Here is a 26,547-nt window from a genome sequence, read left to right as displayed (position 1 = left end):
ATCCCCCGCAAACTCAGTCTTCGAACAGGGTGCAGGCCATCACCAGGGCATCTTCGCGCCCGCCGGCCATGGGGTAGTAGTCCCGACGCCGACCGATTTCGTTGAACCCGTAGCGTTCGTACAGGCGATAGGCCGACTGGTTGCTGGCCCGCACTTCCAGGAAACACTCACGCCCGTTGAGCTGCCAGGCCCGCGCCATCAGGTGCTCGAGCAGGCGCAAGCCCAACCCGCGCCCCTGGTTTTCCGGCTTGACGGTGATATTGAGCAGGTGCGCTTCATCGATGATCACGTTGATCACACCGTGTCCTACCTGCTGCTGGCCGTCGAACATCAGCCACACCTCGTAGGACTTGAGCGCATCCTGGAAGATGCCGCGGGTCCAGGGGTGGCTGAAAGCGGCATATTCGATCTTCAGCACGGTATCCAGATCCGCCTCGGTCATCGGGCGGAAACTGATCGAGTCACTCATTCAACGCTCTTCCAGCGCGCCATCAGCTGGCGCATCGCTTTCCAGACGTCCGCCTTGCGCTGCGGCTCGTCCATCAACAGTTCAAGACCCGGCAGCGCCCAGGCATCACCCAGGCCGTCGATCTTCAAGACCTTGCAGTAGGCCTGGTCATCGGCATCACCGGCAAAGCGCACGGCGGGCAGGCCGACCAGCCACAGGCAACTGCAGGGGGCCTCCTCGAGGCGCGCCTGGAGGAAGCCCTGGACGAAGTCGCGCGCCGCCTGCGGGCCCTGCTCCATGTTGCCGCGCACGAACAGCGGCCAGCGCACCGGCTCGCCGATGATCTGCGGTGCATCCGGCAGGCCGGCGGCGCGCAGCATGTCCTTGAGCAGCAGGTAGGAAGGATCGCGGCTCTGGAACGGCTGGCCGGTGGCAAGCTCCACCAGCAGCAGGCAACCACCGGCGCGCAGCAACTGCAGGGCGAAGCGCGGCGGTGGCACCGGGGCCGGGCGCGCAACCTTGACGGTCTCGGGCTCCGGATCTGCCGGCTTGGTCGCGGCCTTGGGCGTGCTACCGGGGCGCGGGATCTCGATCTTCGGCCGCTCGCCGGAGCGGGCCTGGACCGCCGTCGGCTCCGGCTGTACAGGCGCAGCGCGTGCGGGCTGCACCTCGAAGTCGAGGTCTTCGACCGGCGCCACCGGCAACAGCAGCTCGGGGCGCGAGGGCGCGGCGAACGGCAGTTCGGCACGCGGCAGCCAATGCACCACTTGCATGGCGGAAAGGTAGGCGCGTCGGCGGGGTTCGGTCAGCAAGGCTCTGGTTTCCGGGGGTGCTCGGGTCAGTCGGACATTCTAACGCTGTTGGCGGCGTCGTGCCGCAACAGGCTGGCGGAAATTTATCGCCTGGGCTGGCCTCTTCGCGGGCAAGCCCGCTCCCACGGGGGCAGGTGCTGTATCTGTGGGAGTGGGCATGCCTGCGAAGAGGCCGACACGGATCAACGCAAATCCCGGACCAAGGGGTGAAATCCTCCCCCCCGTATGCAGTACAATCGCCCCTTTTATTTGGCAAAGAGTCGACCCGCCAATGATCGAACCCAAGCGCGTCCTGCGCGCCCTAGCCGAACACTGGGCCCTGATCGAGCCGCTGTGCGAGCGCTTCGACCAGGGCACCCTGAGCCTGGTCGAGCTGCGTCAACAACTGGCCCGCCAGCAGGTGGAGAGCACGCCGCAGGACATCACCCAGCTGCTCGACGTGTGGATTCGCCTGGATATCCTGGTCCCGGTGGCCAAGAGCCCGAACCGCTTCGAGCTCAACGCGCAGATCCACGACTTCCTCGCCTACCTGCGCCGCGAGCACCGCCTGGGCCTGTGCCTGGAGATCGAAGCCTACCTGCGTCACCTCGAGCGCCTGGCCGGGCATATCCAGGACGCCTTCGACAACCGCGACAGCGATGACCTGGCGCGCCAGTTGCGCCTGCTCGACATGCGCGTGCGCGATGTACTGAAGAAGCTCGACAACGACGAACAGGCGCTGGTGGCCGTGGCCGAGCGGGCCAAGACCAGCAACCGCCAGATCCCCCTGCGCCAGCGCTACGCCGAAGTCCTGGCGACCTGGGACGAATACGTCGAGCCGATGATCCAGCTGGTCAACGCCGACGGCGCCTTCGAACAGGGCGTACGTAAGGTCGAGACCGTGCTGCTGCGCCTGCTGGGCGAGCAGGCGCGCCTGGGCCACCTGGTCGACGACGACATGCTGCTGCGCACCCACGCGCGCATCCTCGAGATGCAGACCAGTGCCCAGCTCACCCTGCGTCATGCCCGCGAGCTGCTGCTGCCGCTGCGCGAGGAAGCACGCCGGCACAACGCCGTTACCCGTGGCGCGGCGCTGGCCCTGTCGGTGATCCGCAAGAAGGGTATCGATGCCGTGCCGCAGGCGGCCATGCCGATGTTCACCCGCCCGCAGAGCACCTTCCTCGGCAGCGCCAGCCAGGTCGAGGCGTACGTCTACGCCCTGGCCCGCTTCGAACCCAAGCCTGCGCGCTTCCCCAAGGCGCACAAGACCCACAAGGGCCCGCTGCCGCGCGCACCGCGCACGGTCAAGGAAATGCTCGAGCGCTGCGAAGACGCCCTGCCGTTGCCCGACCTGATGGTCTGGCTGCTGGAGCAGGAACCCGAAGGTGCCACCGATGAGTTGCTGTACTGGTTCTCGCGCCTCTCGCGCGAGAAGCGCTTCAGCCGCGAGCGCCTGCAGCGCCAGGACTACACCACCCGCGAACACCTGGTCAGCCTGCGTTCCTTCGCCCTGACATCCAGCCGCCAACCACAACCGGCAGCCACCGAATCCACCGCGAGCCCAGCCAATGCATCTTGATCTTTCCGAACTGTCCCAGCTCGCGCCGATCTTCCGCGAGCTGTTCAAAGGCTTCCACGTCAGCCGCCGCGATCCGGAGCTGTACGCCCAGCTGTCGAACTTCCAGGACCAGTACCGCACGCTGTTCAAGGCGCTCGGCTTCGAGCTGGTCTGCGACACCCGCGGCTTCTACTACTTCGTCCCCGAACAGGCTGCCGCGCAGGTCAACAAGACCGCCCAGCGCCTGTCGCTGTTCACCTTCATCCTGGTCGAGCACCTGGCCGACCAGGGCCGCGACCCGATGGCCGTGCTCGACGGCGGCAGCATCGGCCGCGACGAGCTGCCCTCGCTGCTGGAGAAGTACCGCGACCTGTTCCTGCAGGCTGAAGTGCAGACGGTCGAGGAGCTCGAAGAGAAGATCCTGCGCCGCATGACGCAACTGGGCTTCGCCCATGAGGAAGGTGGCGTCTACCGCTTCCTGCCGCCGATGCACCGCTTCCTCGACGTGTGCCTGTCGGTGCAGCAGGACCGCGACCTGGCCGCCACCCTGCACAGCGACCTGCCGTTGCCGGTCCCGGTGCTGGTCGAAGAAGAAACCCCGGAGCAACTCAACCGCACCGACGACCCGCTCGACCTCACCCCGTTCGACGGCGAAGAGTCCGAAGAAGACGCCCTGGCCCGGGCCATCCGCGAAGAGCAACAGGAGATTGACGCATGAGCCAGGAACGCTACGGCATTCGCCGCTTCGCACTGCTCAACACCGCCGGCTACAGCCTCGGCCTGTTCCCGCTGGAACACCCGCTGTCGGTCTATGGCGCGAACAACCTGGGTAAATCGGCGTCGATCAACGCCCTGCAGTTCCCGATCCTGGCGCGCATGTCGGACATGAGCTTCGGCAAGTACAGCCTGGAGCAATCGCGGCGCTTCTACTTCGCCAGCGATACCAGCTACATCCTCTGCGAACTGAACCTGCCCCACGGCCCGCACGTGATCGGCGTGGTCGGTCGCGGCCCCGGCGGCGGTTTCGGCCACCAGTTCTTCGCCTACCAGGGCGAGCTGGACCTGGCCCACTACCAGAAAGACGACACCTGCCTGCGCCAGAAGGAGCTGTTCACCAACCTCGAGCGCAATGGCCTCAAGGCCTACGAACTCAAGCCCGACGAACTGCGCCGGCTGCTGGTCGGCGGCCACACCTCGGTGCCGCTGGACCTCACCCTGATCCCGCTGCGCTCGACCAGCGAGCAGAGCCTGAAAACCTTCCGCGCGCTGTTCATCAACTTGCTGCACATGCGCGAGATCACCGCCGCCAAGCTCAAGCAACTGTTCCTCGATGCCTTCGAGCACAGCCTGCGCTCGGGCAGCGTCGACTACATCGCCGCCTGCGAAGAAGCCTTCCGCGACGTGCGCCGCATGGAGCAGGACTACAACGCCCTGGTCGCCGCCGGCCCACTGGTCGAGGCACTCGCCGGTGGCGTGGCCCAGCGCGACATCCTGCGCGGCAAGCTGCACCGTCTTTCACCGTTGCTCGACAGCCTGCTCGGCACCTGGCAAGACTACGCCGTGGCGCGCAAGGAAGAGCTGGTGATCCAGGCCGAGCACTACCGCGCCGAGCAGGACGGCCTGCAGAACGACCAGCGCGGCGGCACCCAGGAGCTGATGCGCCTGGAGCGCGAGATCACCGGCATCCAGCGCTGGCTCGGCGAGCTGTCGGTGCTCAAGCACCGCTTCGCCCTGGTCGATGACGTCAAGGTGCTGGAGCAGCAACTGCTCGCCGCCAAGGACGCCCACGACGAACTGGCCGGTGCCCTGGCCCAGTCGCGGCAGTTCTCCGCCGAAGACCTCGACGAGCGCGTGCGCGACCTGGAAAAACGCGTCAAGGCGGTCAAGCAGCAGCTCGAGCACGCCGACAACAACAGCTACGCACGCCTGCGCGAGGAGTTCTCGCAGCAGGATGTCGACCGCCTGATGCGCCTGTTCAACGGCGCGCTGTTCAGCCTGCCGCTGGGCGATCGCGGCATCGAGCTGGACGACAGCGACCTGTGGGTCAAGACCCTCGAAGGCGTGCTCGACAGCTTCAAGGGCGAACGCTTCGAAGTGCCCGGCCTGTCCATCGACCTGTCGCACATCGAGCCGCCTGCGCTGCAGGCCCTGGCCGACCGTGCCGCCCTGCGCGACCAGAAAGAGCGTCTGGAAAAGGAGCTCAAGCAGCTCAGGACCCAGCAGGCAGTGGCCCTGGACCGCGCGGCGAGCAAGGCCCAGACCGAGGCACTGTACCAGCAGGTGCTGGATGCCCAGAAGGCCCTGGAGGACTTCCGCCGCACCGAGACCCTGAGCGCCGAAGAACCAGAGAAAATGGAGCAACTGGCGCAGTTCGAAGCCGCCCAGGACGAGCTCAAGCGCTCCAGCGACGCCTTCACCGAGCGCGTCCAGCAACTGTCGGCCAAGCTGCAGCTGGTCGGCCGCCAGATCGCCGACATGGAAGCCAAGCAGCGCACCCTGGACGACGCCCTGCGCCGTCGCCAGCTATTGCCCGCCGACCTGCCGTTCGGTACGCCGTTCATGGAGCCGGTCGACGACTCGATGGACAACCTGTTGCCGCTGCTCAACGACTACCAGGACAGCTGGCAGGCGCTGCAGCGCGTCGACAACCAGATCGAGGCGCTGTACGCCCAGGTGCGCCTGAAAGGTGTGGCCAAGTTCGACAGCGAAGACGACATGGAACGTCGCCTGATGCTGCTGATCAACGCCTACTCGCACCGTACCGAAGAAGCCCTGACGCTGGCCAAGGCGCGCCGCGCAGCGGTGACCGACATCGCCCGCACCCTGCGCAACATCCGCAGCGACTACGACAGCCTCGAGCACCAGCTGGCGCTGTTCAACCGCGAGATCAACAAGCGCCAGGTGTCCAACCTGGAGAGCTTCCGCGTGGTGCTGGCGCCGAACAAGGAAGCGCTCAAGCACATCGACCAGATCATCCACAGCGCCGGCCAGTACGAGGAAGGCGAAACGCTGTCGGTGTTCGACCTCACCCAGAGCGCCGAGCAGGATCACAAGAACGAAGAGGCCAAGGAATACCTGGCGCGGCTGGTGGCGGCCAACCACAACCAGCTGGGCTTGAAAGACCTGTTCGAGCTGGCCTTCGAGATCACCAAGATCAACAGCCAGCCGGTGATCCACGCCGACATCGACGGCGCCGCGTCCAACGGCACCACCATGACCATCAAGGCGCTGACCAACATGTACCTGTTGCTGCACCTGATGGACCGCGACCTGGCCGGACGTATCCGCCTGCCCTACTACCTCGACGAAGCGGCGGACATCGACGAACGCAACCAGGCGGCGTTGCTGGAAACCAGCCAGCAGCTGGGCTTCGTGCCGATCCTGGCGAGCGTCAAGCCGCAGGTGTCGGCGCGCGTGGCGATCGACCTGGAAGGCGGCAGCGGGCCGAACGGGATCTACATCGACGAGGCGGACTGGAAGTACATCAGCCGCCGGGATGTGGAGACTGCGGTGATTCGGGAGCAAGCTGTAGAGACGACAGCCTGAGAATTATCAGGGCGGGGCCTCTCCAGGCCCCGATCGGGGCCATCACAGCGGAATATTATTGTTTTTACATGAGGCGAGCGCTTTTTTAGCGTTTTGGAGCCAGCATTAGCGTTTTGGCCAAGCTCCAGCCATTATCGTTTTGGCATCCTACCAAACGAAAATTAATGCTTTTGCACCGCGATTAAAGGATTTCCGGTATGGCATCTCCTTGGTGCAACCCCTGCGCGTCAACTCTCTGATCGGAACCAGTCGCCAGAGCCGTGACAGTGGGGACCAGATCGAGAATCGCTACCCTCCCACCTACCGCCCAAACGACGACTTCGCCGGCCAATTCGCATTCGGGCTCAAATACGAAGAGATCCATCTCGAATTCTTCGCACGGCTGTTCGCGGCCATCGGACCTCAGCCAATCGAATCCTGGTGCCGGGATGAGCCTTTCGGCCAGTACGCCCGTCGCTGCGCATTCCTCTACGAATGGCTGACCCAAGAACGTTTGGATCTTCCAGACATCACCAATGGCGGCTACATCGACGCCATCGCATCCGAGCAATACCTCACACGCACCGAGCCAGTGCGCATCCGACGCTGGCGGATCAATAACAATCTCCCGGGAACCGAAAGCTTCTGCCCTATCGTACGAAGGACAGCAGCGGTCCAAGAGGCATTGCGATTCGATCTTGGTGCCGAGCTGAATGAACTGGACCGTACTTACGGGGCGGACATACTCCTGAGAACAGCCAGCTGGCTGACGTTCAAGGAATCGCGCGCCAGTTTCCTGATCGAGAAAGAGGCAGACCAGGCAGATCGCATCCAACGCTTCGCCCACGTAATCGCCCAACATTGCGGCCGTATCCAAGATCCGCTCAGCGGCCAAAGCCTCCAGGCTTTGCAAACCGAGATTCTTGGCCATGATGCATTTGGTCTGGGGCTGCGGCGGTCACCCGTTTTCGTCGGGCAGGCCACGATGCGAGACAACATCGTGCATTACATTGCACCTCACTTCGATGACCTGACATCGATGCTCGATGGCTTGAAGGGCTTTGAGCGCGCAACTGAAGGGGCGGAGTCACTCGCCCGCGCCGCAGTGATCGCATTCGGTTTCGTCTACATTCATCCCATGCGCGACGGTAACGGGCGGATCCATCGCTTCCTGATCAACGACACCCTCGCGCGTGACAAGGCCATACCAGAAGGTGTGATCCTGCCGGTGTCAGCCACCATTACCAGCTCGGCCGAATTCAGAGCAGGTTATGACCGTGCACTGGAAGTGTTTTCGCGGCCTTTCATGCGACGCTATGCGACGGCCTACCACTTCGGCGAGACGATTGATCACGAGGACGGAACACCGAGCAACTTCTTTTTCGACGACTACGAGGACGCCAGGTTCGCTTGGCGATACCCGGACCTGACCGAGCACGTGCTCTACACCGCACGTGTTGTCGCCCACACCGTTCGCACGGAAATGGCGGAGGAGGCCAGAGTATTGATGGTCTTCCAGCGTGCCTTGGAGCGCATCAAGGATGTCGTCGAGATGCCAGACCAAGATGCCAACCGCATCATTCGCTCCGTCAAGGAGAACGGCTGGAAGATTTCCGGGAAGCTCAAGAAACAGTATCCGCCACTTGATGACGAACGCCGGGCGACTCGTATTGTGGAAGCCGTGCGGTCCGCATTCGAAGGCGACGACATCGACGAAACCGACGAGTAGCCCTCAAGCCTGCGCTGCGAAGGGCCTACTGGCCGAAATCGGCCAGTGCCACGGGGGAGTCAATGCGCCCAAGGCAGGATCGGAATCGCCGTCACCGCATTCTGCGGGCTACCCTCGACGATCCGGTCGCTGTACACCAGGTACACCAGCGTGTTGCGCTTCTTGTCGAGGAAACGCACCACCTGCATGGTCTTGAACACCAGCGAAGTGCGCTCCTTGAACACCTCCTCGCCATCCTTGAGCTCACCCTTGAAGTTGATCGGCCCGACCTGACGGCAGGCGATCGAGGCCTCCGCGCGGTCCTCCGCCAGGCCCAGGCCACCCTTCACGCCGCCGGTCTTGGCCCGCGACAGGTAGCAGGTCACACCCTCGACCTTGGGGTCGTCGAAGGCTTCGACGACGATGCGGTCGTTCGGCCCGAGGAACTTGAACACGGTGGAGACCTGGCCGATTTCCTCGGCGCCGGCCAGCATCGGCAGCATCAGCGCTGCGACGGCAAACATCCTTTTCAGCACGGGTATCTCCTTCAGACCAGAACCAGGTTGTCGCGGTGCACCAGCTCGGGCTCGGCGCTGTAGCCCAGCAGGCTTTCGATGGCGTCCGACGGCTGGCCGATGATCTTCTGCGCCTCCAGGGCGCTGTAGTTGGCCAGGCCACGGGCCACTTCCAGGCCGTCCGGGCCGACGCAAACCACCATCTCGCCACGGCGGAAGCTGCCCTGCACGGTCTTCACGCCAACCGGCAGCAGGCTCTTGTTCGATTCGCGCAGGGCCTTCACCGCACCGGCATCGAGCACCAGGGTACCGCGGGTCTGCAGGTGGCCAGCCAGCCACTGCTTGCGCGCGGCGAGCATGCCGCGCTCGGGCGACAGCAAGGTGCCCAGGCGCTCGCCGGCTTTCAGGCGATCGAGCACGCGCTCGATACGGCCACCGATGATGATGGTGTGGGCGCCGGAGCGCGCAGCCAGGCGCGCGGCACGCAGCTTGGTCTGCATGCCACCGCGCCCGAGCGCGCCACCGGTTCCGCCAGCCACGGCGTCGAGGGCTGGGTCGTCGGCACGGGCTTCGTAGATCAGCTGGGCTTCGGGGTTGTTGCGCGGGTCGGCGTCGAACATGCCGTCGCGGTCGGTGAGGATCACCAGCAGGTCGGCCTCGACCAGGTTGGCCACCAGCGCGGCCAGGGTGTCGTTGTCGCCGAAGCGGATCTCGTCGGTGACCACGGTGTCGTTCTCGTTGATCACCGGCACCACACCCAGGTCCACCAGGGTGCGCAGGGTGCTGCGGGCGTTGAGGTAGCGCTTGCGGTCGGACAGGTCGTCGTGGGTCAGGAGAATCTGCGCGGTGTGCTTGCCGTGCTCGCCGAAGCTCGACTCCCAGGCCTGCACCAGGCGCATCTGGCCGAGCGAGGCGGCCGCCTGCAGCTCGTTCATCGCGCTCGGTCGGGTGGTCCAGCCCAATTGGCTCATGCCTGCCGCAACGGCTCCGGAGGATACCAGTACCAGTTCCACGCCCGCTTCGCGCAGCGCCACCATCTGCTCGACCCAGACAGCCATCGCACCGCGGTCGAGGCCCTTGCCATCGGCGGTCAGCAGCGCACTGCCGATCTTCACGACCCAGCGCTTGGCGCCCGTCACCTTGCTTCGCATCTTCTCTTCCAACCTATGTCGAATCTGTAGATACCAAAACGCCGCTCATTTGAGCGGCGTTCAGTGTACTGCAACCGGTCAGTCGCGCACGTAAATGATTTCCGGGCCGTCCTCGTCGTCCTCGAAATCATCCCAGTCGTCATCGTCGCCGATGTCGTGGACGCTCTTGACGCCGGTGCGACGCAGGGTGCGGGCGTCGTCCAGGGCCTGCAGCTGCGCGCGGGCCTCGTCTTCGATGCGCTGGTCGAGGTCGGTCAGCTCGGCGGCGTAGGCCGGGTCGTTGGCCAGGCGGTCGGCGCGGTCTTCGAGGAAGCGCATCAGGTCGTGGCTGAGCTTCTCGGTGCCCTGCTTGGCGATGGCCGAGATCACGTAGACCGGGCCATCCCAGTTCAGGCGTTCGACGACTTCCTTCACCCGCTCGTCGCGCTCGTCTTCCATGACCATGTCGGCCTTGTTCAGCACCAGCCAGCGCTCACGATCGACCAGCGCCGGACTGAACTGCGCCAGCTCGTTGATGATCACTTCGGCGGCATCGGCAGGGCTGCTCTCGTCCAGCGGCGCCAGGTCGACCAGGTGCAGCAGCACACGGGTACGGGCCAGGTGCTTGAGGAAGCGGATACCCAGGCCGGCACCTTCGGAGGCGCCTTCGATCAGCCCCGGAATGTCGGCGATGACGAAGCTCTTCCAGCGGTCGACGCTGACCACGCCCAGGTTCGGCACCAGGGTGGTGAACGGGTAGTCGGCAACCTTCGGCTTGGCGGCCGAGACGGCGCGGATGAAGGTGCTCTTGCCAGCGTTCGGCAGGCCCAGCAGGCCAACGTCGGCCAGCACTTTCATTTCCATCTTCAGGTCGCGCTGATCGCCCGGCTTGCCCGGCGTGGTCTGGCGCGGCGCACGGTTGGTGCTCGACTTGAAGCGGGTGTTGCCCAGGCCGTGCCAGCCGCCCTGGGCGACCATCAGTTTCTGACCCGGGGTGATCAGGTCGCCGATGACTTCCTGGGTGGAGGCGTCGATCACCGTGGTGCCGACCGGCACGCGCAGGAACAGGTCCTCGCCCTTCTTGCCGGTGCAGTCGGTGCTGCCGCCGTTCTGGCCGCGCTGGGCCTCGTGGTGGCGGGTGTAGCGATAGTCGACGAGGGTGTTGAGGTTCTCGTCGGCCACCATGTAAACCGAGCCGCCGTCGCCACCGTCACCGCCGTTGGGACCACCGTTCTCGATGAATTTTTCGCGGCGGAAGCTCATGCAACCGTTACCGCCGTCACCGGCTTTGACCCGGATCGATACTTCGTCAACAAACTTCATTCAAAAACCGCCTCTCGTCGGACGACGAGCTGAAAACCAGAAAACCCTGAGGCTCTTGCAAAGATGAGCGCGGCGGCCCCGTACGAATCAGAAACCAACGCCGACAGCCCAGACAAACAGCTTTGCAAGAGGCTCACCACAAACGAAAAAGCCCCGTCGCATGACGGGGCTTCTGGAGCGACGTCGCGATTAAGCGGCGACGATGCTCACGTAACGGCGGTTGAACTCGCCTTTCTTCTCGAACTTGATCACGCCGTCGATCTTGGCGAACAAGGTGTGATCCTTGCCCATGCCAACGCCGTAGCCAGCGTGGAATTCGGTGCCGCGCTGACGGACGATGATGTTGCCCGGCTTGATAACCTGGCCGCCATACATCTTCACGCCAAGGCGTTTCGATTCTGAGTCGCGACCGTTACGAGTACTACCACCAGCCTTCTTGTGAGCCATGGTTCAATTCTCCAAATAAATTCAGGGGACCTAGGGGATTAAGCCTGGATACCGGTGATTTTGATCTCGGTGAACCACTGGCGGTGGCCCATGCGCTTCATGTGGTGCTTACGACGACGGAACTTGATGATGCGAACCTTGTCGTGGCGGCCTTGCGAAACCACTTCGGCCACTACTTTGGCGCCAGCAACGACTGGAGCACCGATGGTGACTTCTTCACCGTTGGCGACCAGCAGGACGCGATCGAAAGTCACGGATTCGCCAGTGGCGACTTCCAGTTTCTCGATCTTGAGGAATTCACCTTCAGCGACTTTGTACTGCTTGCCGCCGGTAACGATTACTGCGTAGGACATTTTGAATCTCCGATAATCCTGCTCACCCAGCGCTTTATATGATGAGTATTGGCTGGCATGGCTGCACGAGGCTGGAACGGCCCGGTGCAATTGCGTAAGGCAGGTGCTGCCCAGGAAGTTAGGGTGCGCGATTGTACGCAACCCGACAAAGCCTTGCAAGTACCGGCCTGAGGGCGCAGGCAGCGCGCCTTGACACACCGGGACCCGCGACCTAGCATGCCGCGCAACCTCAATGGAGCAGCCGATGCAACCCCAATCCTTCTACCGCGCGGTAGCTGACGATTTCAGCGCCGTCGACGAGATCATCAAGAAGCAGCTGACCTCGCGCGTGCCGCTGGTATCGAAGATCGGCGACTATATCACATCCGCCGGTGGCAAGCGCCTGCGCCCGCTGCTGGTGCTGCTCTGCGGCAAGGCCTTGGGCCGTGAAGGCGACGACCTGCGCCTGCTGGCCGCGACCATCGAATTCCTGCATACCGCCACCCTGCTGCACGACGACGTGGTCGACATGTCCGGCATGCGCCGCGGCCGCTCCACCGCCAACGCCCTGTGGGGCAACGCCCCGAGCGTGCTGGTCGGCGACTTCCTCTATTCGCGCTCGTTCGAGATGATGGTCGAGCTGGGCTCGATGCCGGTCATGCAGATCCTCTCCAAGGCCACCCGGGTGATCGCCGAGGGCGAAGTGCTGCAGCTGTCGCGGGTGCGCGATGCCAGCACCACCGAAGAGGTGTACATGGAGGTCATCCGCGGCAAGACCGCCATGCTCTTCGAAGCCTCCACCCACAGCGCCGCGGCCCTGGCCGGTGCCAGCGACGAACAGCGCGAGGCCCTGCGTACCTTCGGCGACCACCTGGGCGTGGCTTTCCAGCTGGTCGACGACCTGCTCGACTACAAGGGCGATTCCGAAACCCTGGGCAAGAACGTCGGCGACGACCTGGCCGAAGGCAAGCCCACCCTGCCGCTGATCTACACCATGCGCGAAGGCACGCCCGAGCAGGCCGCGCTGGTGCGCCAGGCCATCCAGAAGGGCGGCCTGGAAGACCTCGAGCAGATCCGCATCGCCGTCGAAACCTCCGGCGCGCTGGCCTACACCGCACAGATGGCCCGCGACTACGTCGCCCGCGCCATCGCCTGCCTGGAAGTGCTGCCGGCGAGCGAGTATCGCGATGCGCTGGTCGAGCTGAGCGAGTTCGCGGTCGCGCGTACGCACTGATAGATCGCGTCGTCTTCATTCGCGGGCAAGCCCGCTCCCACAAAAGACCTGATGTACTCGGGTCCTGTGGGAGCGGGCTTGCCCGCGAATGCTTTTGTGCAGGCAAAAAACACTTCCCAGGCAAAACCTTATACAATGTGCGCCTTTAACCCTCTGTACACCAAGGAACCGAAGTGAGCACTCTGCCGCCCTGCCCCGCCTGCAACTCCGAATACACCTACGAGGATGGCACCCAACTGATCTGCCCCGAATGCGCCCACGAGTGGTCGGCCAGCGGCGACGCCGAGGCGGCCAGCGATGACGTGGTGAAAAAGGATTCGGTCGGCAACGTCCTGCAGGACGGCGACACCGTCACCGTGATCAAGGACCTCAAGGTCAAGGGCTCGTCGCTGGTGGTCAAGGTCGGCACCAAGGTCAAGAACATCCGCCTGTGCGACGGCGATCACGACATCGACTGCAAGATCGACGGTATCGGTGCGATGAAGCTCAAGTCCGAGTTCGTGCGCAAGGTCTGATGCCATTTGCAGGGCTGCCCTGCGGGTGGCCCTGACAGATCCTGCAACAGGATCACCTGCACCATCTGGCAGAATTCATCCAATAGACACTTGCTATTCTGATAATAAGAATTATTCTCATTGGAACCGCTATCCAAGGAGAATAGCCATGACCTACCTGATCGACGCCTGGCTCGACCGCCCCCACCCTTACCTGCGCATCCTGCATCGCGAGACCGGCGAAGTCTGTGCCGTGCTCGAGGAAGAAGCACTCGACGAACTGCGTGACCAGGGCGACCTGGACCTCAACGGCCTGAACTCGAGCGAGCCTGGGGTGCTGAAGGAACTGGTGAGGAATCTGTTTCTGTTCTGCTATGCACGGGCGTTGCGCCCAGGGGGAACGGATTGGAATTGACACCGGCATTACCGGCCTGTTCGCGGGCAAGCCCGCTCCTACAAAGGCTGTGGAGCACCTGTGGGAGCGGGCTGGTCCCGCGATGAAAACGACGCAGTCTTACAGAACGTCGAGCAGCTCGACGTCGAACACCAGCACGCTGTGCGGCGGGATGCTGCCGACGCCCTGGGCGCCATAGGCCAGCTCGCTCGGCACGTACAGGCGCCATTTGGAGCCCGCGTTCATCAGTTGCAGCGCCTCGGTCCAGCCAGCGATCACGCCACCTACCGGGAATTCGGCAGGCTGGCCGCGCTCGTAGGAGCTGTCGAACACGGTGCCGTCGATCAGGGTGCCGTGGTAGTGGGTACGCACGTTGTCTTCGCGGCTCGGCTTGGCGCCGCTGCCAGCGGTCAGCACTTCGAACTGCAGGCCCGAGGCCAGGGTGGTGATACCGTCGCGCTTGGCGTTCTCGACCAGGAACTCCTTGCCGGCGGCGGCAGCGGCTTCGGCCTTGGCGGCAGCTTCGGCCTGCATCACTTCACGGATCACCTTGAAGCTGGCAGACAGGTCGGCTTCGCTGACGCGGCTGTCGGCACCGTTGAAGGCGTCGGTCAGGCCAGCGAGGATGGCTTCCAGGTTCACGCCCGGTGGCGGGTTGTCACGCAGCTGGCCGCCCAGCTGGCGGCCGATGCCGTAGCTGACGCGGGATTCGTCGGTGGACAGGTTGAGTTCGGACATTGGCTTGCTCCGCTTGAGGGCGCACTGCATCCGCGCCCTTGGTCAAAAGGGCGAGCAGCCTAGCACACTGGGGCTGCGCGAAGCAGCTACCAGGCCGAACGCTGGGACAACGGGACCTTGAGGTCTTCTTCCGGGTGGCTGCCCATGCCGCACATCTCGTCCTGCACGGACCAGTGCACCAGGTTCATCGACAGCAACGGCAGGGCTTGCAGAAGCAGGCGCGCATCCTCGACCGAGTGCACCCGCAGGCGCTCGCCACGGGGATCGTTCAGCGGATGGGCATGGCCCTTGATCCGGGCCTCGAGCAGGTAGTCGCCACCTTCGATGGCGATCAGGTTGAGTTCATCGACGTGGCCGGCCCTGGCCTCGGTGTTGAGCTGATGCAGGTTCATGGATGCACCTCGCTGTGGGAACCCCACATGAGTGCTCATTTTCTGAACAGAAAAAGGGATTAGACAAGGGGCCGCTCGTCAGTCGGGGCCGATGCGCCCCGACTTGCCGGCGAAGAGGCCCGCACCGGCTCAATGCTTGGTCAGCTTGTCCAGGTAGCCCATGCAGAAGGCCGAGACGACGAAGGTCATGTGGATGATCACGTACCACATCAGGTAGTCGGTGGAGATGTTCTGCGCATCCATGAACACGCGCAGCAGGTGAATCGAGGAAATCGCCACGATCGACGCGGCTACCTTCATCTTCAGCGAAGAAGAGTCCATCTTGCCCAGCCAGTTGAGCTTTTCCTTGCTCTCGTCGATGTCCAGTTGCGAGACGAAGTTCTCGTAACCGGAGATCATCACCATCACCAGCAGGCCGCCGACCAGCGACATGTCGATCAGCGACAGGATCACCAGGATCAGGTCCGCTTCGCTCAGGGCGAACACATTAGGCAGGACGTGGACCACCTCCTGGAAGAACTTCAGCGCCAGCGCCAGCAAGCCCAGGGACAGGCCGAAATAGATCGGTGCGAGCAGCCAGCGCGAGGCATACATCGCATTTTCGAGAATACGTTCCATGGAGGATAGGGACTCATCAGGTGACTGGAAAAACGTGCGCGAGTATAGCCAGCCATCAATGACAGCAAAAGGCTGCGGCGCGATGCCGCAGCGTCGCGTTCAGCTATCCGGGCGGAACTGATAGTCCCCGAGGTTGCGGCAGCGCTCGCCATTGATGCGGCGTAACTGCGCCTGCAGGTGCAGGCACCAGATCTGCGGATCCTCGGCCACCTGGTAGCCGTGCAGGGTGAGGCTGTCGACCACGGCGTTCATCACCGACTCGGCCACCATCGGACCATGGAACGGCCCTTGCGCCTTGATCGCCGAGGGTTGTTCACCGGCCATGCCGGCGGCGAACAGCAAGGTCCACATGCCATTGTCGCCGGCCAACGGACGAATGCTGCACTCGATGCGGGTCACCAGGCCAAGGCACTGGCGGGTGAGGCTGAGGTTGCGCATGGCGGCGTCCCCTCTGAGATGCGCTGTTCAGCCTGAAGCGACAGGCTGTTTCCATCCTGAACCCTGACAACTCCCTAAGTTCCAGCATAGATGATGGATGGGAATTGCTGGAAAACCGGCGCTGAACGGTAGCACATGGCCGCCAGCGCCGGTTTATTGACTCAGGCAGGCTTGGCCTGGGCCACCATCTCCTCGAGGCGCTCCTTCTCGGCGTCCTTGATGTCTTCCTCGCTGATCATTTCGGCGATGACCCGCAGGCGCTCGACCACGCGCGCATTGACGCTGCCTTCGGGGAACTCGCCTTTCTCGTCCGGCGCACCGGCCTCCTCGCCGACCAGCAGGCTCAGTGCCTCATCGGCCTGGCTCACCGCATAGACGTGGAAGCGCCCGGCCTCCACCGCCTGCAGCACACGCTCGTCGAGCATCAGCGTGGCGACGTTGGCACGCGGGATGATCACCCCCTGCTCGCCCGTCAGGCCGCGCGCTTCGCACAGGCGGAAGAAGCCTTCGATCTTCTCGTTGACCCCACCGACAGCCTGTACTTCACCGAACTGGTTGATCGAGCCGGTGATGGCGAAGCACTGCTTGAGCGGAGTGCGCGACAACGCCGAGATCAGCGTGCAGGCCTCGCCCAGCGAGGCACTGTCGCCATCCACATAGCCGTAGGACTGCTCCAGGGCGATGCTCGCCGAGATCGCCAGGGGGAATTCCTGGGCGTAGCGGCTGCCCAGGTAACCGGTGAGGATCATCACGCCCTTGGAGTGGATCGGCTGGCCGAGGTTGACCTCGCGTTCGATGTCGACGATGCCGCTGCCGCCCGGGTAGACCGTGGCCGAGATGCGCGCAGGCATGCCGAACGCCGAGTCGCCCACTTCCAGCACGGTCAGGCCGTTGCACTTGCCGATGGCCGCGCCTTCGCTGTCGATCAGGATGATGCCGGCGAGCATGTCATCGAGCACCCGCTGCGACACCCGCCCGGTCCGCGTGGCCTTGGCCTTGAGCGCACGCTCGATGTGCCCGGCGTCGGTCATCTCGTCGTTGGCCAGCTGGCGGATGAAATCGGCCTCGCTGACCAGCTGGAACAGATCACCGATACGCGCCGACAGCCGCGACTGGTTCTCGGCCAGGCGCGCGCTGAAGGTGGCCAGGCGCGCCACCGCATCGCTGGTCAGCGGCGCCATGCCTTCCTCGTTGGTGCGGGTACGCAGCAACTGGGCGAACTGTTCGAGGTTCTCGTCGACCATCGGCATGTCTTCGTCGAAGTCGACCAGTACGCGGAACATCTCCTGGAAGTCCGAGTCGTGGTCCTGCAGCGCGTAGTAGAGCTGGCGCGAACCGATGATCACCAGCTTGACGTTGAGCGGGATCATCTGCGGCGTCAGGGTGACGGTGGCGATGCGGCCCAGCTCGCCCAACGGCGATTCCATCTTCAGCTTGCGCGATTGCAGGGCGCGCTTGAGCGCATCCCAGACGAACGGCTCACCGAGCATCTTCTCCGCTTCCAGGATCAGGAAGCCGCCGTTGGCGCGGTGCAGCGCCCCGGGGCGCAACTGGCGGTAGGAGGTGGAAAGCGCGCCCTGGTCGGTGCTGTACTCGATGCGGCCGAACAGGTTGTCGTAGGTCGGGTGCGGCTCGAACACCACCGGCGCGCCGCCATTGACCGGATGCCCCACCACCAGGCTCGGCGCGTACTGCTCCTCAAGCATCTTGCGCGCCACGGCATCGGTCTTGGCATCGTCGACCAGTTGCTCGACCACGGTGCGCAGCAGGTTCAACTGCACCGACTGCAGGTAGGCGCACACCGCAGCGTTCTCGGCGTACTTCTCCGACAACGGCGCCAGCAGCGGCTGCAGGGCCAGGGTGATGGTCTCTTCGTTGAGCTCGCGCAACTGGTTGTTCGACTCGCGCTTCCACTGCGGCAGGCTGGACAGCTCCTCGTTGAGACGCTCCTCCAGCTCGGCGATGTCTTCGTGGAACTGCTCGCGGACGTCCTCGGGCAACTGGGCGAACTCGGCCTCATCCAGCGCCTTGCCCTCGGCCATGGGGGTGAAGGCGACGTTGCTGGCGTCGCGGTACAGGGCCACGTCCTTTTCCAGCGACGCCCGCTCGATCACATCGAGGGCGCGGTCGTAGCGCTGGTTGAAGGCGCGATCGATGGCGCCTTTCTTCTGCTGGTAGGCCGGGTGCTCGAACACCGCCGGGAAAGTCGCCAGCAGGTTGCCGATCAGCCCGTTCATGTCGGCGATGAATTCACCGGCGGTGCCGGCCGGCAGTTCCAGCGCACGCGGCTCGCGCGGGTCCTCGAAGTTGTTGACGTAGACCCGGTCGGCCGGGGTCTGCTGGCGCTTGCCCTCGGCCTTGAGGTAGCGCTTGACGAAGGAGAAGCGGCCGGTGCCCGGCTCGCCCATCACATAGACGTTGTAGCCAGGGCGTGGCATGGCCACGCCGAACTGCAGGGCCTCGACGGCACGCTCCTGGCCCAGTACTCCGCGAAACGGCTCCAGATCATCGGTGTTGGTGAAGGCGAACTGCTCGGGGGAAAAACGCCGGGTCAGGGCTTCGGGCGCGAGACGCAGGCGCGCGGCAACAGGATCGGGCATTGGGTTTCCTTACTTCGGCGGGGCGGATACGCAGCATTCTGGCGCCGGGTGCGCGCGCCTTGCAAGGTGCTGCAGGACTTTATGTCGCAGGCGCAAAAAAGGTTTGTCCAAGATTTTTTCGCAATCAACTACGCAACTATTGGATCGTGCCTAAACTCCAAACTGCGCGGGTGGGTAAAACGCTTTCCCGTCCTGGCAAAGAACTGCCAGACAACCCTGATCATTGATACGTATCGAAAAAGAGAATAACGCTATGAAACGGATTCTTCTGGGTACCTTGTTCGCCGCGGTTTCGATCAATGCCATGGCCGAAGCGCCAGGTGGCCCGAACTGCGGTTGGGGCAACCTGCTGTTCGAAGGCCAGCGCGGCACTCCGGCGCACTTCCTGGCCTCCACCACCAACGGCACCTCCGGTAACGCCACCTTCGGCATGACCTCCGGCACCAACGGCTGCTCCACCAAGGCAGCGCTCACCTACGGCGGCAAATCGTGGCTGGCCATGAATGGCACCATGAACGAGCTGTCCGAAGACATGGCCCAGGGCCAGGGCGAAGCCCTGACCACCTACGCCGTGGTACTGGGCGTCAAACCAGAAGACCGCGCGCACTTCGCGTCGGTCACCCACGACCACTTCCAGCAGATCTTCAGCAGCGCCAACGTCACTGCCGAAGATGTCCACAGCAACACCATCGCGGTCCTGAAAAACGACCCGCAACTGGCGAAGTACGCTACCGAGGCGTAAGTTCGACCCTGCCCGCCCCGCTTGCGGGGCGGGTTTCGCCCGCCTTCCTTCGGCATCATTCAGAAGTAGTTGCCCGATATGCTCAAACGTTTCGCCTACCTGACGTTATGCGCCTGCGCCCCTGCCTACGCGACACCTTCGCTGGACGAGGCGCGCGTGCAGCAGTTGGCCGCCGACCGCTACTGGATCGCACTGGGTCACTACGAAACCGCCAAGCTGGGCGGTTGGCGCAGTTATGTGGACGATGACAAATTCTTTCTCGCCGAGGACGGCGCCCATCATCCGGACCGTGAACTGCGGGCCACGGTCGATGCGCTGTATGCCCCGGCCAACCTGGGCGACAAGCACGCCCAATGCGTCTTCCCGGCGCGCACCCGCTGGCTGCGCGAGCAGTTGCAACTGACCGACCTGCCCAGCCCCGACTGCCAGGAATACAGCCGCTGGTACGCCGACGTCGCCCCGCACAGCGCGGTGCTGATCTTCCCGGCGGCCTATCTGAACAGCCCGTCCTCGATGTTCGGCCACACCCTGCTGCGCATCGACAAGGCCGACACCCGCAGCAACGACACCACGCTGCTCAGCTACGCGATCAACTTCGGCGCCTACATCGAAGGCAGCGACAACAGCATTCTCTACGCCTGGAAAGGCCTGATGGGCGGCTACCCCGGGCTGTTCGCGATGATGCCGTACCAGGAAAAACTTTCCGAATACCGCAGCCTGGAGAACCGCGACCTGTGGGAGTACCAGCTGGACCTGACGCCGGAAGAGACCGGGCGCATGGTCGAGCACGTCTGGGAACTCAAGCAGATGCAGTTCGACTACTTCTTCTTCGACGAGAACTGCTCCTACCGCCTGCTGGAGCTGCTGCAGGTGGCACGCCCCGGGCTGGACCTGACCTCGCAGTTCCCGCTCACCGCCATCCCCACCGACACGGTCAAGGCGGTCAAGCAGTCGGGCCTGGTGTCCGATGTACGCTACCGGCCATCGCGCGAGCGCGAGCTGCTGGCCCGCGCCGAGCCGCTGGAACACCACGAAAAGCAGCAGGTGCTGGCGGTCAGCGCCGACACCGCGCAGTTGCAGAGCCCGGAATTCAACGCCCTGCCGCGCGAGCGCCAGGCGCTGGTGCAGGACGCCGCGTACCGCCTTGAACGCTACCGCGCCACCGGCCAGGAACGCGACCCCGAGCAGGCCAGGCGCAGCTTCGAGCTGCTGCGGGCGATCAACCGCAATCCACCGCCACCGCTGCAGATCGAACGCCCCGGCCTGCCCGAGGACGGTCACCAGTCGCGTACCTGGCAGTTGGGTGTCGGTACCCGCGAAGACCGCGCCTTCGCCGAATACGGCCTGCGCATGGCCTACCACGACCTCAACGACAACGCCTACGGCTTCCCCCTCGGTGCGCAGATCGAGATCCTCCAGCTCAAGCTGCGCCAGTACGAAGGCAACGACTGGCAGGTGCAGCGCCTGGACCTGGCCACCATCCGTTCCCTGACCCCGCGCAACGAGCTGCTCAAGCCGTGGTCGTGGCAAGTGGCTGGCGGCCTCGAGCGGGTGCCGGGCAAGCATGACGACGAGGTGCTGGTCAGCCACGTCAACGGTGGCGGTGGCGGCACCTGGCAGCTCGCCGACGGCCTGTTGGGCTTCGCCCTCGGTACGGTACGGGTCGAACATCACAACGACTTCTCGGAATTCATCTCTCCGGCGGCCGGTTTCAATGGTGGTCTGCTGTGGCGCAACGGGCTGGGCAACATGACCTTGGAAGCCAAAGGCGATTACTTCACCAATGGCGAAGTACGCCGCAGCCTGAGCCTGAACCAGCAATGGGAAATCTCGCAGAACCTGGGCCTGAGGTTGAGTGCCAAGCGCGAGTTCAGCCACCTGGCCACTGCGCAGAACGAGGTGATGCTCGAGTTGAAGTGGTATCAGTACTGATACCACTGCCTGCACAGCACCTGTGGATTGGCCATGACGTGCAATCCTTCGACGGCGTTTTGACATCGCCGCGACAATTCCCGACCTAGACTTCCCCTGTCACCCGGAGGTCCAGCGTCTATGTTGCGGTACGGTTTCGCCCTGTGGATAACCCTGTTGCTGGCCGGCTGCCAGTCCACCCACGAGCAGATGCTCGATCAGGGCTACCCGCCCGCCTATGCCGACGGTTTCCAGGACGGCTGCAGCAGCGGTCGTCAGGCGGCGGGGCTGATGGTCGGTGATTTTCGCAAGGACGTACCGCGCTATCTGCACGACAGGCGCTACGAAAGCGGTTGGGACGATGGTTTTCGCCAGTGCCACGCCATGCAGAACAGCGAAGATACGCGTCAGTATCGAGAGCGCTACTGGGACGAGCGTGACCGCGACTGGCAGCAGGAAAAAGACCGCGGTGCAGCGCGCGCCTATCGTCACAATTAGGTCGCAGCCAGACATCCGGGGAAACCCGGCAGGCTTCACCATGGTCTCCAGATACAAGGAGGCCATTCATGAGCCGAGCATTCGTCAACGAAGACCAGGCCGCCGCCCAGGCCAGCCAGCCGGTGGAGCGCCGGGTCAGCGACCAGCCAAACTACGTCACCGCCAGCGGGCTCGTGCAGTTGCAGCAGCGCGTGGCTGCGCTCATGGCCACGCACAGCGACCTGCAAGCCCAGGGCGAGCGCGCCGACAAGCAGCGCCTGGCCGATACCGAACGCGACCTGCGCTACTTCCGTGCGCGGGTGCAGAGCGCTCAGGTGGTGCCTGCTGCCACGTCGGTGGAAAAAGTACAGATCGGCAGCCGGGTGCGGTTCGTCGATGAGCAGGATAAGGAACACGCGGTGCAACTGGTCGGGGAAGACCAGGCCGATGCGGCACGAGGCTTGATCAACTGGGGCTCGCCACTGGGGCGGGCGCTGCTTGGCGCGAGGCCTGGGGATGAGGTGGTGTGGCGGCGGCCAGCAGGGGATCTGTCAATCGAGGTGGTCGAGATCCTTGCTGAGGGTTAGGGGCTGCCGTGCAGCCCCCGGCGATCTCGAATCAGACCACGCCCTGCGCCAGCATGGCATCGGCAACTTTCACGAAGCCGGCGATGTTCGCGCCCTTGACGTAGTTGACCGACCCGTCGGCCTCCTGACCATAGTGCACGCAGGCATGGTGGATCGACTGCATGATCGCATGCAGCTTGCTGTCCACCTCACCCGCCGTCCACAGCAGGCGCATGGCGTTCTGCGACATCTCCAGGCCCGACACCGCAACACCACCGGCGTTGGACGCCTTGCCCGGAGCGAACAGGGTGCCCGCCTCGATGAACACGTCCACCGCCTCGAGCGTGGTCGGCATGTTGGCGCCTTCGGCCACGCAGATGCAGCCGTTGGCCAGCAGGGTGCGGGCGTCTTCGGCGTTCAGCTCGTTCTGCGTGGCGCACGGAAGGGCGATCTCGCACGGCAGGCTCCACGGCGTCTGGCCCTTGCGGAACTCGAGACCGAAGCGCTCGGCCAGTTCGCTGATGCGACCGCGCTTGACGTTCTTGAGCTCCAGCAGCGCATCCCACTGCTCGTCGTTCAGGCCGGCTTCGCAGAACAGCGTACCTTCGGAATCGGATAGCGAGATCACCTTGCCTCCCAGATCCATCACCTTGCGCGCCGCATACTGGGCGACGTTGCCGGAACCGGAGATCGCCACCCGGCGACCGTCGATGCGCAGGTCCTTGCGCTTGAGCATTTCCTCGGCGAAGTACACGCAGCCGTAGCCGGTGGCCTCCGGACGAATCAGGCTGCCACCGTAGGTCATGCCCTTGCCGGTCAGCACCGAGGTGAACTGGTTGGCCAGGCGCTTGTATTGGCCAAACATGAAGCCGATCTCGCGGGCACCCACACCGATGTCACCGGCGGGCACGTCGAGGTCGGCGCCGATATGGCGGTACAGCTCGCTCATGAACGCCTGGCAGAAACGCATGACTTCAGCATCGCTCTTGCCCTTGGGGTCGAAGTCCGAACCGCCCTTGCCGCCGCCCATGGGCAGCGAGGTCAGCGAGTTCTTGAACACCTGCTCGAAGGCCAGGAACTTGAGCACGCCCAGGTTCACCGACGGGTGGAAGCGCAGGCCGCCCTTGTACGGGCCGATGGCGCTGCTCATCTGGATGCGGTAGCCACGGTTGACCTGGACCTTGCCCTGGTCATCGACCCACGACACACGGAACAGCACCGCACGCTCCGGCTCGACCATGCGCTCGAGGATGCCGGCCTGCAGGTAGTGGGGGTTGGCTTCGAGGAACGGCCAAAGGGTACGCAGCACCTCTTCCACCGCCTGGTGGAATTCGGGCTGGCCGGGATCACGCTGCTTCAGGCGCGCGAGGAAGTGGTCGACGGATTCGATCATGGTAGACATCTCACCAAGAGGATTGGACTTATTGATTTTTTCTGGACTCTATCAAGAAGCAATCGCACTGGAACAGGGCAAAATGTCGTTTTTCTGAATTTTTTTGGTGCGTTTTATATAAATGTATACAAATTGATACCTGGGTGCTGCCTTCGCGGGCAATCCCGCTCCCACAAGGGTTTGGAACTGCAAGCGTCCCTGTGGGAGCGGGCTTGCCCGCGAATGAGGCCACCGCAGCCTCCAGCCAGGCACAAAAATGGGGCCTGCGAAGGCCCCATCCTTGTGCAACTCAAGCCAGCTTACTGGGCCAGCTTCTTGTGCCGTACCCGGTGCGGCTGGGCAGCGGCATCGCCCAGGCGCTTCTTGCGATCGGCTTCGTACTCGGTGTAGTTGCCTTCGAAGAACACCACGTTCGAGTCGTCCTCGTAGGCCAGGATGTGGGTCGCCACGCGGTCCAGGAACCAACGGTCGTGGGAAATCACGATGGCGGCGCCCGGGAAGTCCAGCAGGGCTTCCTCCAGCGAACGCAGGGTCTCGACGTCCAGGTCGTTGGACGGTTCGTCGAGCAGCAGGACGTTGCCGCCCTCTTTCAGCGTAAGGGCCAGGTGCAGACGGCCACGCTCACCACCGGAGAGGTCCTTGACGAACTTCTGCTGGTCGCCGCCCTTGAAGTTGAAGCGGCCGACGTAGGTACGCGACGGGATCTCGTAGTTGCCGATGCGGATCTGGTCGGAGCCGTCGGAAACCTGCTGGAACACGGTCTTGCTGCCGTCCAGGTCCTCGCGGCTCTGGTCGACGCAGGCCAGCTGCACGGTTTCACCGATCTCGATGCTGCCCGAGTCCGGCTGCTCCTTGCCCATCAGCATGCGGAACAGGGTCGACTTACCGGCACCGTTACCGCCGATGACGCCGACGATGGCGCCCTTGGGCATGGAGAACGACAGGTTGTCGATCAGCACGCGATCGCCGTAGCCCTTGGAGACGTTCTTGAACTCGATGACCTTGTCGCCCAGGCGTGGACCGGCCGGGATATAGATCTCGTTGGTCTCGCTGCGCTTCTGGAACTCCTGCGACTGCATTTCTTCGAAGCGCTGCAGACGGGCCTTGGACTTGGACTGGCGGGCCTTGGCGCCTTTGCGCACCCACTCCAGTTCCTCTTTCATGGCCTTCTCGTGGGCGCTCTGCTGCTTGGATTCCTGCGCCAGACGGTCCGACTTGGCTTCCAGCCAGCCCGAGTAGTTGCCTTCGTACGGGATGCCCGCGCCGCGGTCCAGTTCGAGGATCCAGCCTGCGACGTTGTCGAGGAAGTAACGGTCGTGGGTGATGGCCACCACAGTGCCGGGGAAGTCGTGCAGGAAGCGCTCCAGCCAGGCCACCGAGTCGGCGTCCAGGTGGTTGGTCGGTTCGTCCAGCAGCAGCATGTCGGGGGCCGACAGCAGCAGGCGGCACAGCGCCACGCGGCGCTTCTCGCCACCGGACAGGTGCTCGATCTTCGCGTCCCAGGCCGGCAGGCGCAGGGCGTCGGCGGCGACGTCCAGCTGGCGCTCCAGGTTGTGGCCGTCGGCGGCCTGCAGGATGGCTTCGAGCTTGGCCTGCTCGGCGGCCAGCTTGTCGAAGTCGGCATCCGGGTCGGCGTAGGCGGCGTAGACCTCGTCCAGGCGCGCCTGGGCGTCCTTGATCACGCTGACCGCCTCCTCGACCACTTCACGCACGGTCTTGCTCGGGTCCAGCTGCGGCTCCTGGGGCAGGTAGCCGACATTGATGTCGGGCATCGGACGGGCTTCGCCGTCGAATTCCTTGTCGACGCCAGCCATGATCCGCAGCAGCGTGGACTTGCCGGCGCCGTTCAGGCCCAGTACGCCGATCTTGGCGCCGGGGAAGAACGACAGGGAGATGTTCTTGAGAATTTCCCGCTTCGGCGGCACGACCTTGCTCAGCCGATGCATGGTGTAGACGTATTGAGCCAAAACCAAGCCCTCTATATGGATAGGTAAAGACATCGACGAGCGCCCTGAGCGAGTCAGGGCGATCTGTATTCGAGGTGTCGTTGAACAAAGATGGCCATTCTACGCCAAGTCTTTGTGAATGACTGCCATGCAAGGGCAGCGCACTTTCAGGTCCTGTTGGGCGGCCCCCTGAAAGCGGGGCACAGATCCACCCCTTGCGGGGCTGTCTACTGCTGTGGGAGCCGGCTCGCCCCGCGATCACCGGCACAGCCGGTGCCAGGCAACGCGGGGCCTGTTTCGTCAGACGTGACGCTGCTTGCCCTTGCCCCGCGGCAGGCGCGACTGCCCGCTCTCTTCGGCCAGGCGTGCGGCCCAGGCGGCCTTGACGCTGAAACCACCGGTGCGGGCCGGGGTCTCGACGGCCTTGCCGGCCGGCCTGCTCACCGGATTGCTCACAACCTTCGCTGCAGGTTTCACCTCGGCGGCAACGACCGCGACCTTGGCCGGCTCGACTGCCGCCTTGGCCGACTTGCGCAGCTCGGCCAGCGACGGCGTCTTGCGCACGGCAGACGCCGCGTCGGGCTTGGCGAACGAGCGCTGGCAGGACTTGCAGGATACGTCGTCGGCCACGGCAGTGCTGACCAAAGTCTGACTGCTGCGCCCACAGGCGGAATCGAGGCCATTGGTGGAATAGTGGGTAACCAAACCGTGCTTCTCCGATGCATTGACTATGAAACGGCCGGCATTCTCGCACAGGATGCAAGGGCTTGCCGAACGCCCGTCAGCACAGGGCCGCCGACACAGGGACTGGCACTTTGCCATAATCC

General features: G+C 64.0%; 26 protein-coding genes. 11 read left to right on the top strand and 15 right to left on the bottom strand.

Annotation, left to right across the window (positions count from 1 at the left end; all coding sequences use genetic code 11):
* Positions 1 to 13: 13 nt before the first annotated feature.
* Positions 14 to 469 carry a ribosomal protein S18-alanine N-acetyltransferase gene (gene rimI, locus AC1TXO_RS04055; RefSeq protein ID WP_486405141.1) on the bottom strand — a complete coding sequence of 152 codons (456 nt, stop codon included), beginning with the start codon at positions 467 to 469 and terminating at the stop codon, positions 14 to 16.
* Positions 466 to 1,260 carry an energy transducer TonB gene (locus tag AC1TXO_RS04050; RefSeq protein WP_486405140.1) on the bottom strand — a complete coding sequence of 265 codons (795 nt, stop codon included), beginning with the start codon at positions 1,258 to 1,260 and terminating at the stop codon, positions 466 to 468. The genes rimI and AC1TXO_RS04050 overlap by 4 nt, the downstream gene beginning before the upstream one ends.
* A 271-nt stretch (positions 1,261 to 1,531) precedes the next feature.
* Here AC1TXO_RS04050 and mksB point away from each other — a divergent pair, with 271 nt between their 5' ends.
* The 4 genes from mksB (at position 1,532) to AC1TXO_RS04030 (ending at position 8,051) form a co-directional block, all read left to right on the top strand.
* Positions 1,532 to 2,818 carry an Mks condensin complex protein MksB gene (mksB, locus tag AC1TXO_RS04045; RefSeq protein WP_486405139.1) on the top strand — a complete coding sequence of 429 codons (1,287 nt, stop codon included), beginning with the start codon at positions 1,532 to 1,534 and terminating at the stop codon, positions 2,816 to 2,818.
* Entirely contained in the window at positions 2,808 to 3,515 is a 708-nt protein-coding gene (gene mksE / locus AC1TXO_RS04040) for an Mks condensin complex protein MksE (RefSeq protein WP_486405138.1), read from the top strand. The genes mksB and mksE overlap by 11 nt, the downstream gene beginning before the upstream one ends.
* Positions 3,512 to 6,343 (top strand): Mks condensin complex protein MksF, encoded by a 2,832-nt coding sequence (mksF, locus tag AC1TXO_RS04035; protein ID WP_486405137.1) that lies wholly within the window; start codon positions 3,512 to 3,514, stop codon positions 6,341 to 6,343. The genes mksE and mksF overlap by 4 nt, the downstream gene beginning before the upstream one ends.
* A 139-nt stretch (positions 6,344 to 6,482) precedes the next feature.
* On the top strand, positions 6,483 to 8,051 hold the full coding sequence (locus tag AC1TXO_RS04030; RefSeq protein ID WP_486405136.1) for a Fic family protein: 1,569 nt from the start codon (positions 6,483 to 6,485) through the stop codon (positions 8,049 to 8,051).
* A 59-nt stretch (positions 8,052 to 8,110) separates the two neighbouring features.
* Here AC1TXO_RS04030 and AC1TXO_RS04025 read toward each other — a convergent pair whose 3' ends face one another.
* From AC1TXO_RS04025 to rplU, 5 genes are all read right to left on the bottom strand, one after another.
* Positions 8,111 to 8,554 (bottom strand): CreA family protein, encoded by a 444-nt coding sequence (locus tag AC1TXO_RS04025; protein WP_054892486.1) that lies wholly within the window; start codon positions 8,552 to 8,554, stop codon positions 8,111 to 8,113.
* Positions 8,555 to 8,577: 23 nt separating this feature from the next.
* Positions 8,578 to 9,696, bottom strand: coding sequence for a glutamate 5-kinase (proB, locus tag AC1TXO_RS04020; RefSeq protein ID WP_486405135.1), 1,119 nt, complete (start codon positions 9,694 to 9,696; stop codon positions 8,578 to 8,580).
* Between the two features lie 78 nt (positions 9,697 to 9,774).
* Positions 9,775 to 10,998 (bottom strand): Obg family GTPase CgtA, encoded by a 1,224-nt coding sequence (gene cgtA / locus AC1TXO_RS04015; protein ID WP_486405134.1) that lies wholly within the window; start codon positions 10,996 to 10,998, stop codon positions 9,775 to 9,777.
* Positions 10,999 to 11,187: 189 nt separating this feature from the next.
* Positions 11,188 to 11,445 (bottom strand): 50S ribosomal protein L27, encoded by a 258-nt coding sequence (rpmA, locus tag AC1TXO_RS04010; RefSeq protein WP_029614211.1) that lies wholly within the window; start codon positions 11,443 to 11,445, stop codon positions 11,188 to 11,190.
* Positions 11,446 to 11,483: 38 nt separating this feature from the next.
* Positions 11,484 to 11,798: a 50S ribosomal protein L21 gene (gene rplU, locus AC1TXO_RS04005; protein ID WP_003247466.1), complete on the bottom strand. Its 315-nt coding sequence runs from the start codon at positions 11,796 to 11,798 to the stop codon at positions 11,484 to 11,486.
* A gap of 244 nt (positions 11,799 to 12,042) precedes the next feature.
* Here rplU and AC1TXO_RS04000 point away from each other — a divergent pair, with 244 nt between their 5' ends.
* The 3 genes from AC1TXO_RS04000 (at position 12,043) to AC1TXO_RS03990 (ending at position 13,920) form a co-directional block, all read left to right on the top strand.
* Complete coding sequence (locus AC1TXO_RS04000) at positions 12,043 to 13,011, top strand: polyprenyl synthetase family protein (protein WP_486405133.1); 969 nt, start codon at positions 12,043 to 12,045, stop codon at positions 13,009 to 13,011.
* A 173-nt stretch (positions 13,012 to 13,184) separates the two neighbouring features.
* The gene (locus tag AC1TXO_RS03995) at positions 13,185 to 13,526 is read left to right on the top strand and encodes a zinc ribbon domain-containing protein YjdM (protein WP_065864076.1); all 342 of its coding nucleotides are present in this window, start codon (positions 13,185 to 13,187) and stop codon (positions 13,524 to 13,526) included.
* A 148-nt stretch (positions 13,527 to 13,674) separates the two neighbouring features.
* On the top strand, positions 13,675 to 13,920 hold the full coding sequence (locus tag AC1TXO_RS03990; RefSeq protein ID WP_054894068.1) for a PA4570 family protein: 246 nt from the start codon (positions 13,675 to 13,677) through the stop codon (positions 13,918 to 13,920).
* Positions 13,921 to 14,019: 99 nt separating this feature from the next.
* On the opposite strand, the gene bamJ is transcribed toward AC1TXO_RS03990, so the two are convergent.
* The 5 genes from bamJ to AC1TXO_RS03965 form a co-directional block, all read right to left on the bottom strand.
* Positions 14,020 to 14,637, bottom strand: a complete 618-nt coding sequence (bamJ, locus tag AC1TXO_RS03985; protein WP_486405132.1) for a BamJ family beta-barrel-assembly machinery protein — start codon at positions 14,635 to 14,637, stop codon at positions 14,020 to 14,022.
* A gap of 86 nt (positions 14,638 to 14,723) precedes the next feature.
* Positions 14,724 to 15,029 (bottom strand): DUF6482 family protein, encoded by a 306-nt coding sequence (locus AC1TXO_RS03980; protein ID WP_486405131.1) that lies wholly within the window; start codon positions 15,027 to 15,029, stop codon positions 14,724 to 14,726.
* A 129-nt stretch (positions 15,030 to 15,158) separates the two neighbouring features.
* Positions 15,159 to 15,647, bottom strand: coding sequence for a TIGR00645 family protein (locus AC1TXO_RS03975; protein ID WP_003247486.1), 489 nt, complete (start codon positions 15,645 to 15,647; stop codon positions 15,159 to 15,161).
* A 99-nt stretch (positions 15,648 to 15,746) separates the two neighbouring features.
* Positions 15,747 to 16,085 (bottom strand): PA4575 family protein, encoded by a 339-nt coding sequence (locus AC1TXO_RS03970; protein WP_486405130.1) that lies wholly within the window; start codon positions 16,083 to 16,085, stop codon positions 15,747 to 15,749.
* Between the two features lie 161 nt (positions 16,086 to 16,246).
* A complete protein-coding gene (locus AC1TXO_RS03965; protein ID WP_486405129.1) occupies positions 16,247 to 18,685 on the bottom strand; it encodes a Lon protease family protein in 2,439 nt (812 codons plus the stop codon).
* A 253-nt stretch (positions 18,686 to 18,938) separates the two neighbouring features.
* Between AC1TXO_RS03965 and AC1TXO_RS03960 the strand changes: the two genes are divergently transcribed.
* From AC1TXO_RS03960 to AC1TXO_RS03945, 4 genes are all read left to right on the top strand, one after another.
* On the top strand, positions 18,939 to 19,427 hold the full coding sequence (locus AC1TXO_RS03960) for a DUF3015 domain-containing protein (RefSeq protein WP_486405128.1): 489 nt from the start codon (positions 18,939 to 18,941) through the stop codon (positions 19,425 to 19,427).
* 78 nt (positions 19,428 to 19,505) lie between these two features.
* Positions 19,506 to 21,359 (top strand): Lnb N-terminal periplasmic domain-containing protein, encoded by a 1,854-nt coding sequence (locus tag AC1TXO_RS03955; protein WP_486405127.1) that lies wholly within the window; start codon positions 19,506 to 19,508, stop codon positions 21,357 to 21,359.
* 120 nt (positions 21,360 to 21,479) lie between these two features.
* Positions 21,480 to 21,836: a hypothetical protein gene (locus tag AC1TXO_RS03950; RefSeq protein WP_486405126.1), complete on the top strand. Its 357-nt coding sequence runs from the start codon at positions 21,480 to 21,482 to the stop codon at positions 21,834 to 21,836.
* Between the two features lie 68 nt (positions 21,837 to 21,904).
* Complete coding sequence (locus AC1TXO_RS03945; RefSeq protein ID WP_486405125.1) at positions 21,905 to 22,402, top strand: GreA/GreB family elongation factor; 498 nt, start codon at positions 21,905 to 21,907, stop codon at positions 22,400 to 22,402.
* Between the two features lie 31 nt (positions 22,403 to 22,433).
* Here AC1TXO_RS03945 and gdhA read toward each other — a convergent pair whose 3' ends face one another.
* The 3 genes from gdhA to AC1TXO_RS03930 all read right to left on the bottom strand — a co-directional run bounded on the left by gdhA (position 22,434) and on the right by AC1TXO_RS03930 (position 26,425).
* On the bottom strand, positions 22,434 to 23,774 hold the full coding sequence (gene gdhA / locus AC1TXO_RS03940) for an NADP-specific glutamate dehydrogenase (protein ID WP_486405124.1): 1,341 nt from the start codon (positions 23,772 to 23,774) through the stop codon (positions 22,434 to 22,436).
* 299 nt (positions 23,775 to 24,073) lie between these two features.
* The gene (ettA, locus tag AC1TXO_RS03935) at positions 24,074 to 25,741 is read right to left on the bottom strand and encodes an energy-dependent translational throttle protein EttA (protein WP_486405123.1); all 1,668 of its coding nucleotides are present in this window, start codon (positions 25,739 to 25,741) and stop codon (positions 24,074 to 24,076) included.
* A 279-nt stretch (positions 25,742 to 26,020) separates the two neighbouring features.
* Positions 26,021 to 26,425 (bottom strand): hypothetical protein, encoded by a 405-nt coding sequence (locus AC1TXO_RS03930; RefSeq protein WP_486405122.1) that lies wholly within the window; start codon positions 26,423 to 26,425, stop codon positions 26,021 to 26,023.
* Positions 26,426 to 26,547: the final 122 nt, after the last annotated feature.

The organism is Pseudomonas sp. FA117 (assembly GCF_057370475.1).
Note: the sequence above shows the minus strand (reverse complement) of the source record. Positions and strands in the feature narration are given on the sequence as shown.

Bases quoted from the DNA above. Each gene is read 5' to 3' on its own strand.
- rimI (WP_486405141.1), bottom strand. From the start codon at position 469: ATGAGTGACTCGATCAGTTTCCGCCCGATGACCGAGGCGGATCTGGAT.
- mksB (WP_486405139.1), top strand. From the start codon at position 1,532: ATGATCGAACCCAAGCGCGTCCTGCGCGCCCTAGCCGAACACTGGGCC.
- mksE (WP_486405138.1), top strand. From the start codon at position 2,808: ATGCATCTTGATCTTTCCGAACTGTCCCAGCTCGCGCCGATCTTCCGC.
- mksF (WP_486405137.1), top strand. From the start codon at position 3,512: ATGAGCCAGGAACGCTACGGCATTCGCCGCTTCGCACTGCTCAACACC.
- AC1TXO_RS04025 (WP_054892486.1), bottom strand. From the start codon at position 8,554: ATGTTTGCCGTCGCAGCGCTGATGCTGCCGATGCTGGCCGGCGCCGAG.
- proB (WP_486405135.1), bottom strand. From the start codon at position 9,696: ATGCGAAGCAAGGTGACGGGCGCCAAGCGCTGGGTCGTGAAGATCGGC.
- cgtA (WP_486405134.1), bottom strand. From the start codon at position 10,998: ATGAAGTTTGTTGACGAAGTATCGATCCGGGTCAAAGCCGGTGACGGC.
- rpmA (WP_029614211.1), bottom strand. From the start codon at position 11,445: ATGGCTCACAAGAAGGCTGGTGGTAGTACTCGTAACGGTCGCGACTCA.
- rplU (WP_003247466.1), bottom strand. From the start codon at position 11,798: ATGTCCTACGCAGTAATCGTTACCGGCGGCAAGCAGTACAAAGTCGCT.
- AC1TXO_RS04000 (WP_486405133.1), top strand. From the start codon at position 12,043: ATGCAACCCCAATCCTTCTACCGCGCGGTAGCTGACGATTTCAGCGCC.
- AC1TXO_RS03990 (WP_054894068.1), top strand. From the start codon at position 13,675: ATGACCTACCTGATCGACGCCTGGCTCGACCGCCCCCACCCTTACCTG.
- bamJ (WP_486405132.1), bottom strand. From the start codon at position 14,637: ATGTCCGAACTCAACCTGTCCACCGACGAATCCCGCGTCAGCTACGGC.
- AC1TXO_RS03980 (WP_486405131.1), bottom strand. From the start codon at position 15,029: ATGAACCTGCATCAGCTCAACACCGAGGCCAGGGCCGGCCACGTCGAT.
- AC1TXO_RS03975 (WP_003247486.1), bottom strand. From the start codon at position 15,647: ATGGAACGTATTCTCGAAAATGCGATGTATGCCTCGCGCTGGCTGCTC.
- AC1TXO_RS03970 (WP_486405130.1), bottom strand. From the start codon at position 16,085: ATGCGCAACCTCAGCCTCACCCGCCAGTGCCTTGGCCTGGTGACCCGC.
- AC1TXO_RS03965 (WP_486405129.1), bottom strand. From the start codon at position 18,685: ATGCCCGATCCTGTTGCCGCGCGCCTGCGTCTCGCGCCCGAAGCCCTG.
- AC1TXO_RS03960 (WP_486405128.1), top strand. From the start codon at position 18,939: ATGAAACGGATTCTTCTGGGTACCTTGTTCGCCGCGGTTTCGATCAAT.
- AC1TXO_RS03955 (WP_486405127.1), top strand. From the start codon at position 19,506: ATGCTCAAACGTTTCGCCTACCTGACGTTATGCGCCTGCGCCCCTGCC.
- AC1TXO_RS03950 (WP_486405126.1), top strand. From the start codon at position 21,480: ATGTTGCGGTACGGTTTCGCCCTGTGGATAACCCTGTTGCTGGCCGGC.
- AC1TXO_RS03945 (WP_486405125.1), top strand. From the start codon at position 21,905: ATGAGCCGAGCATTCGTCAACGAAGACCAGGCCGCCGCCCAGGCCAGC.
- gdhA (WP_486405124.1), bottom strand. From the start codon at position 23,774: ATGATCGAATCCGTCGACCACTTCCTCGCGCGCCTGAAGCAGCGTGAT.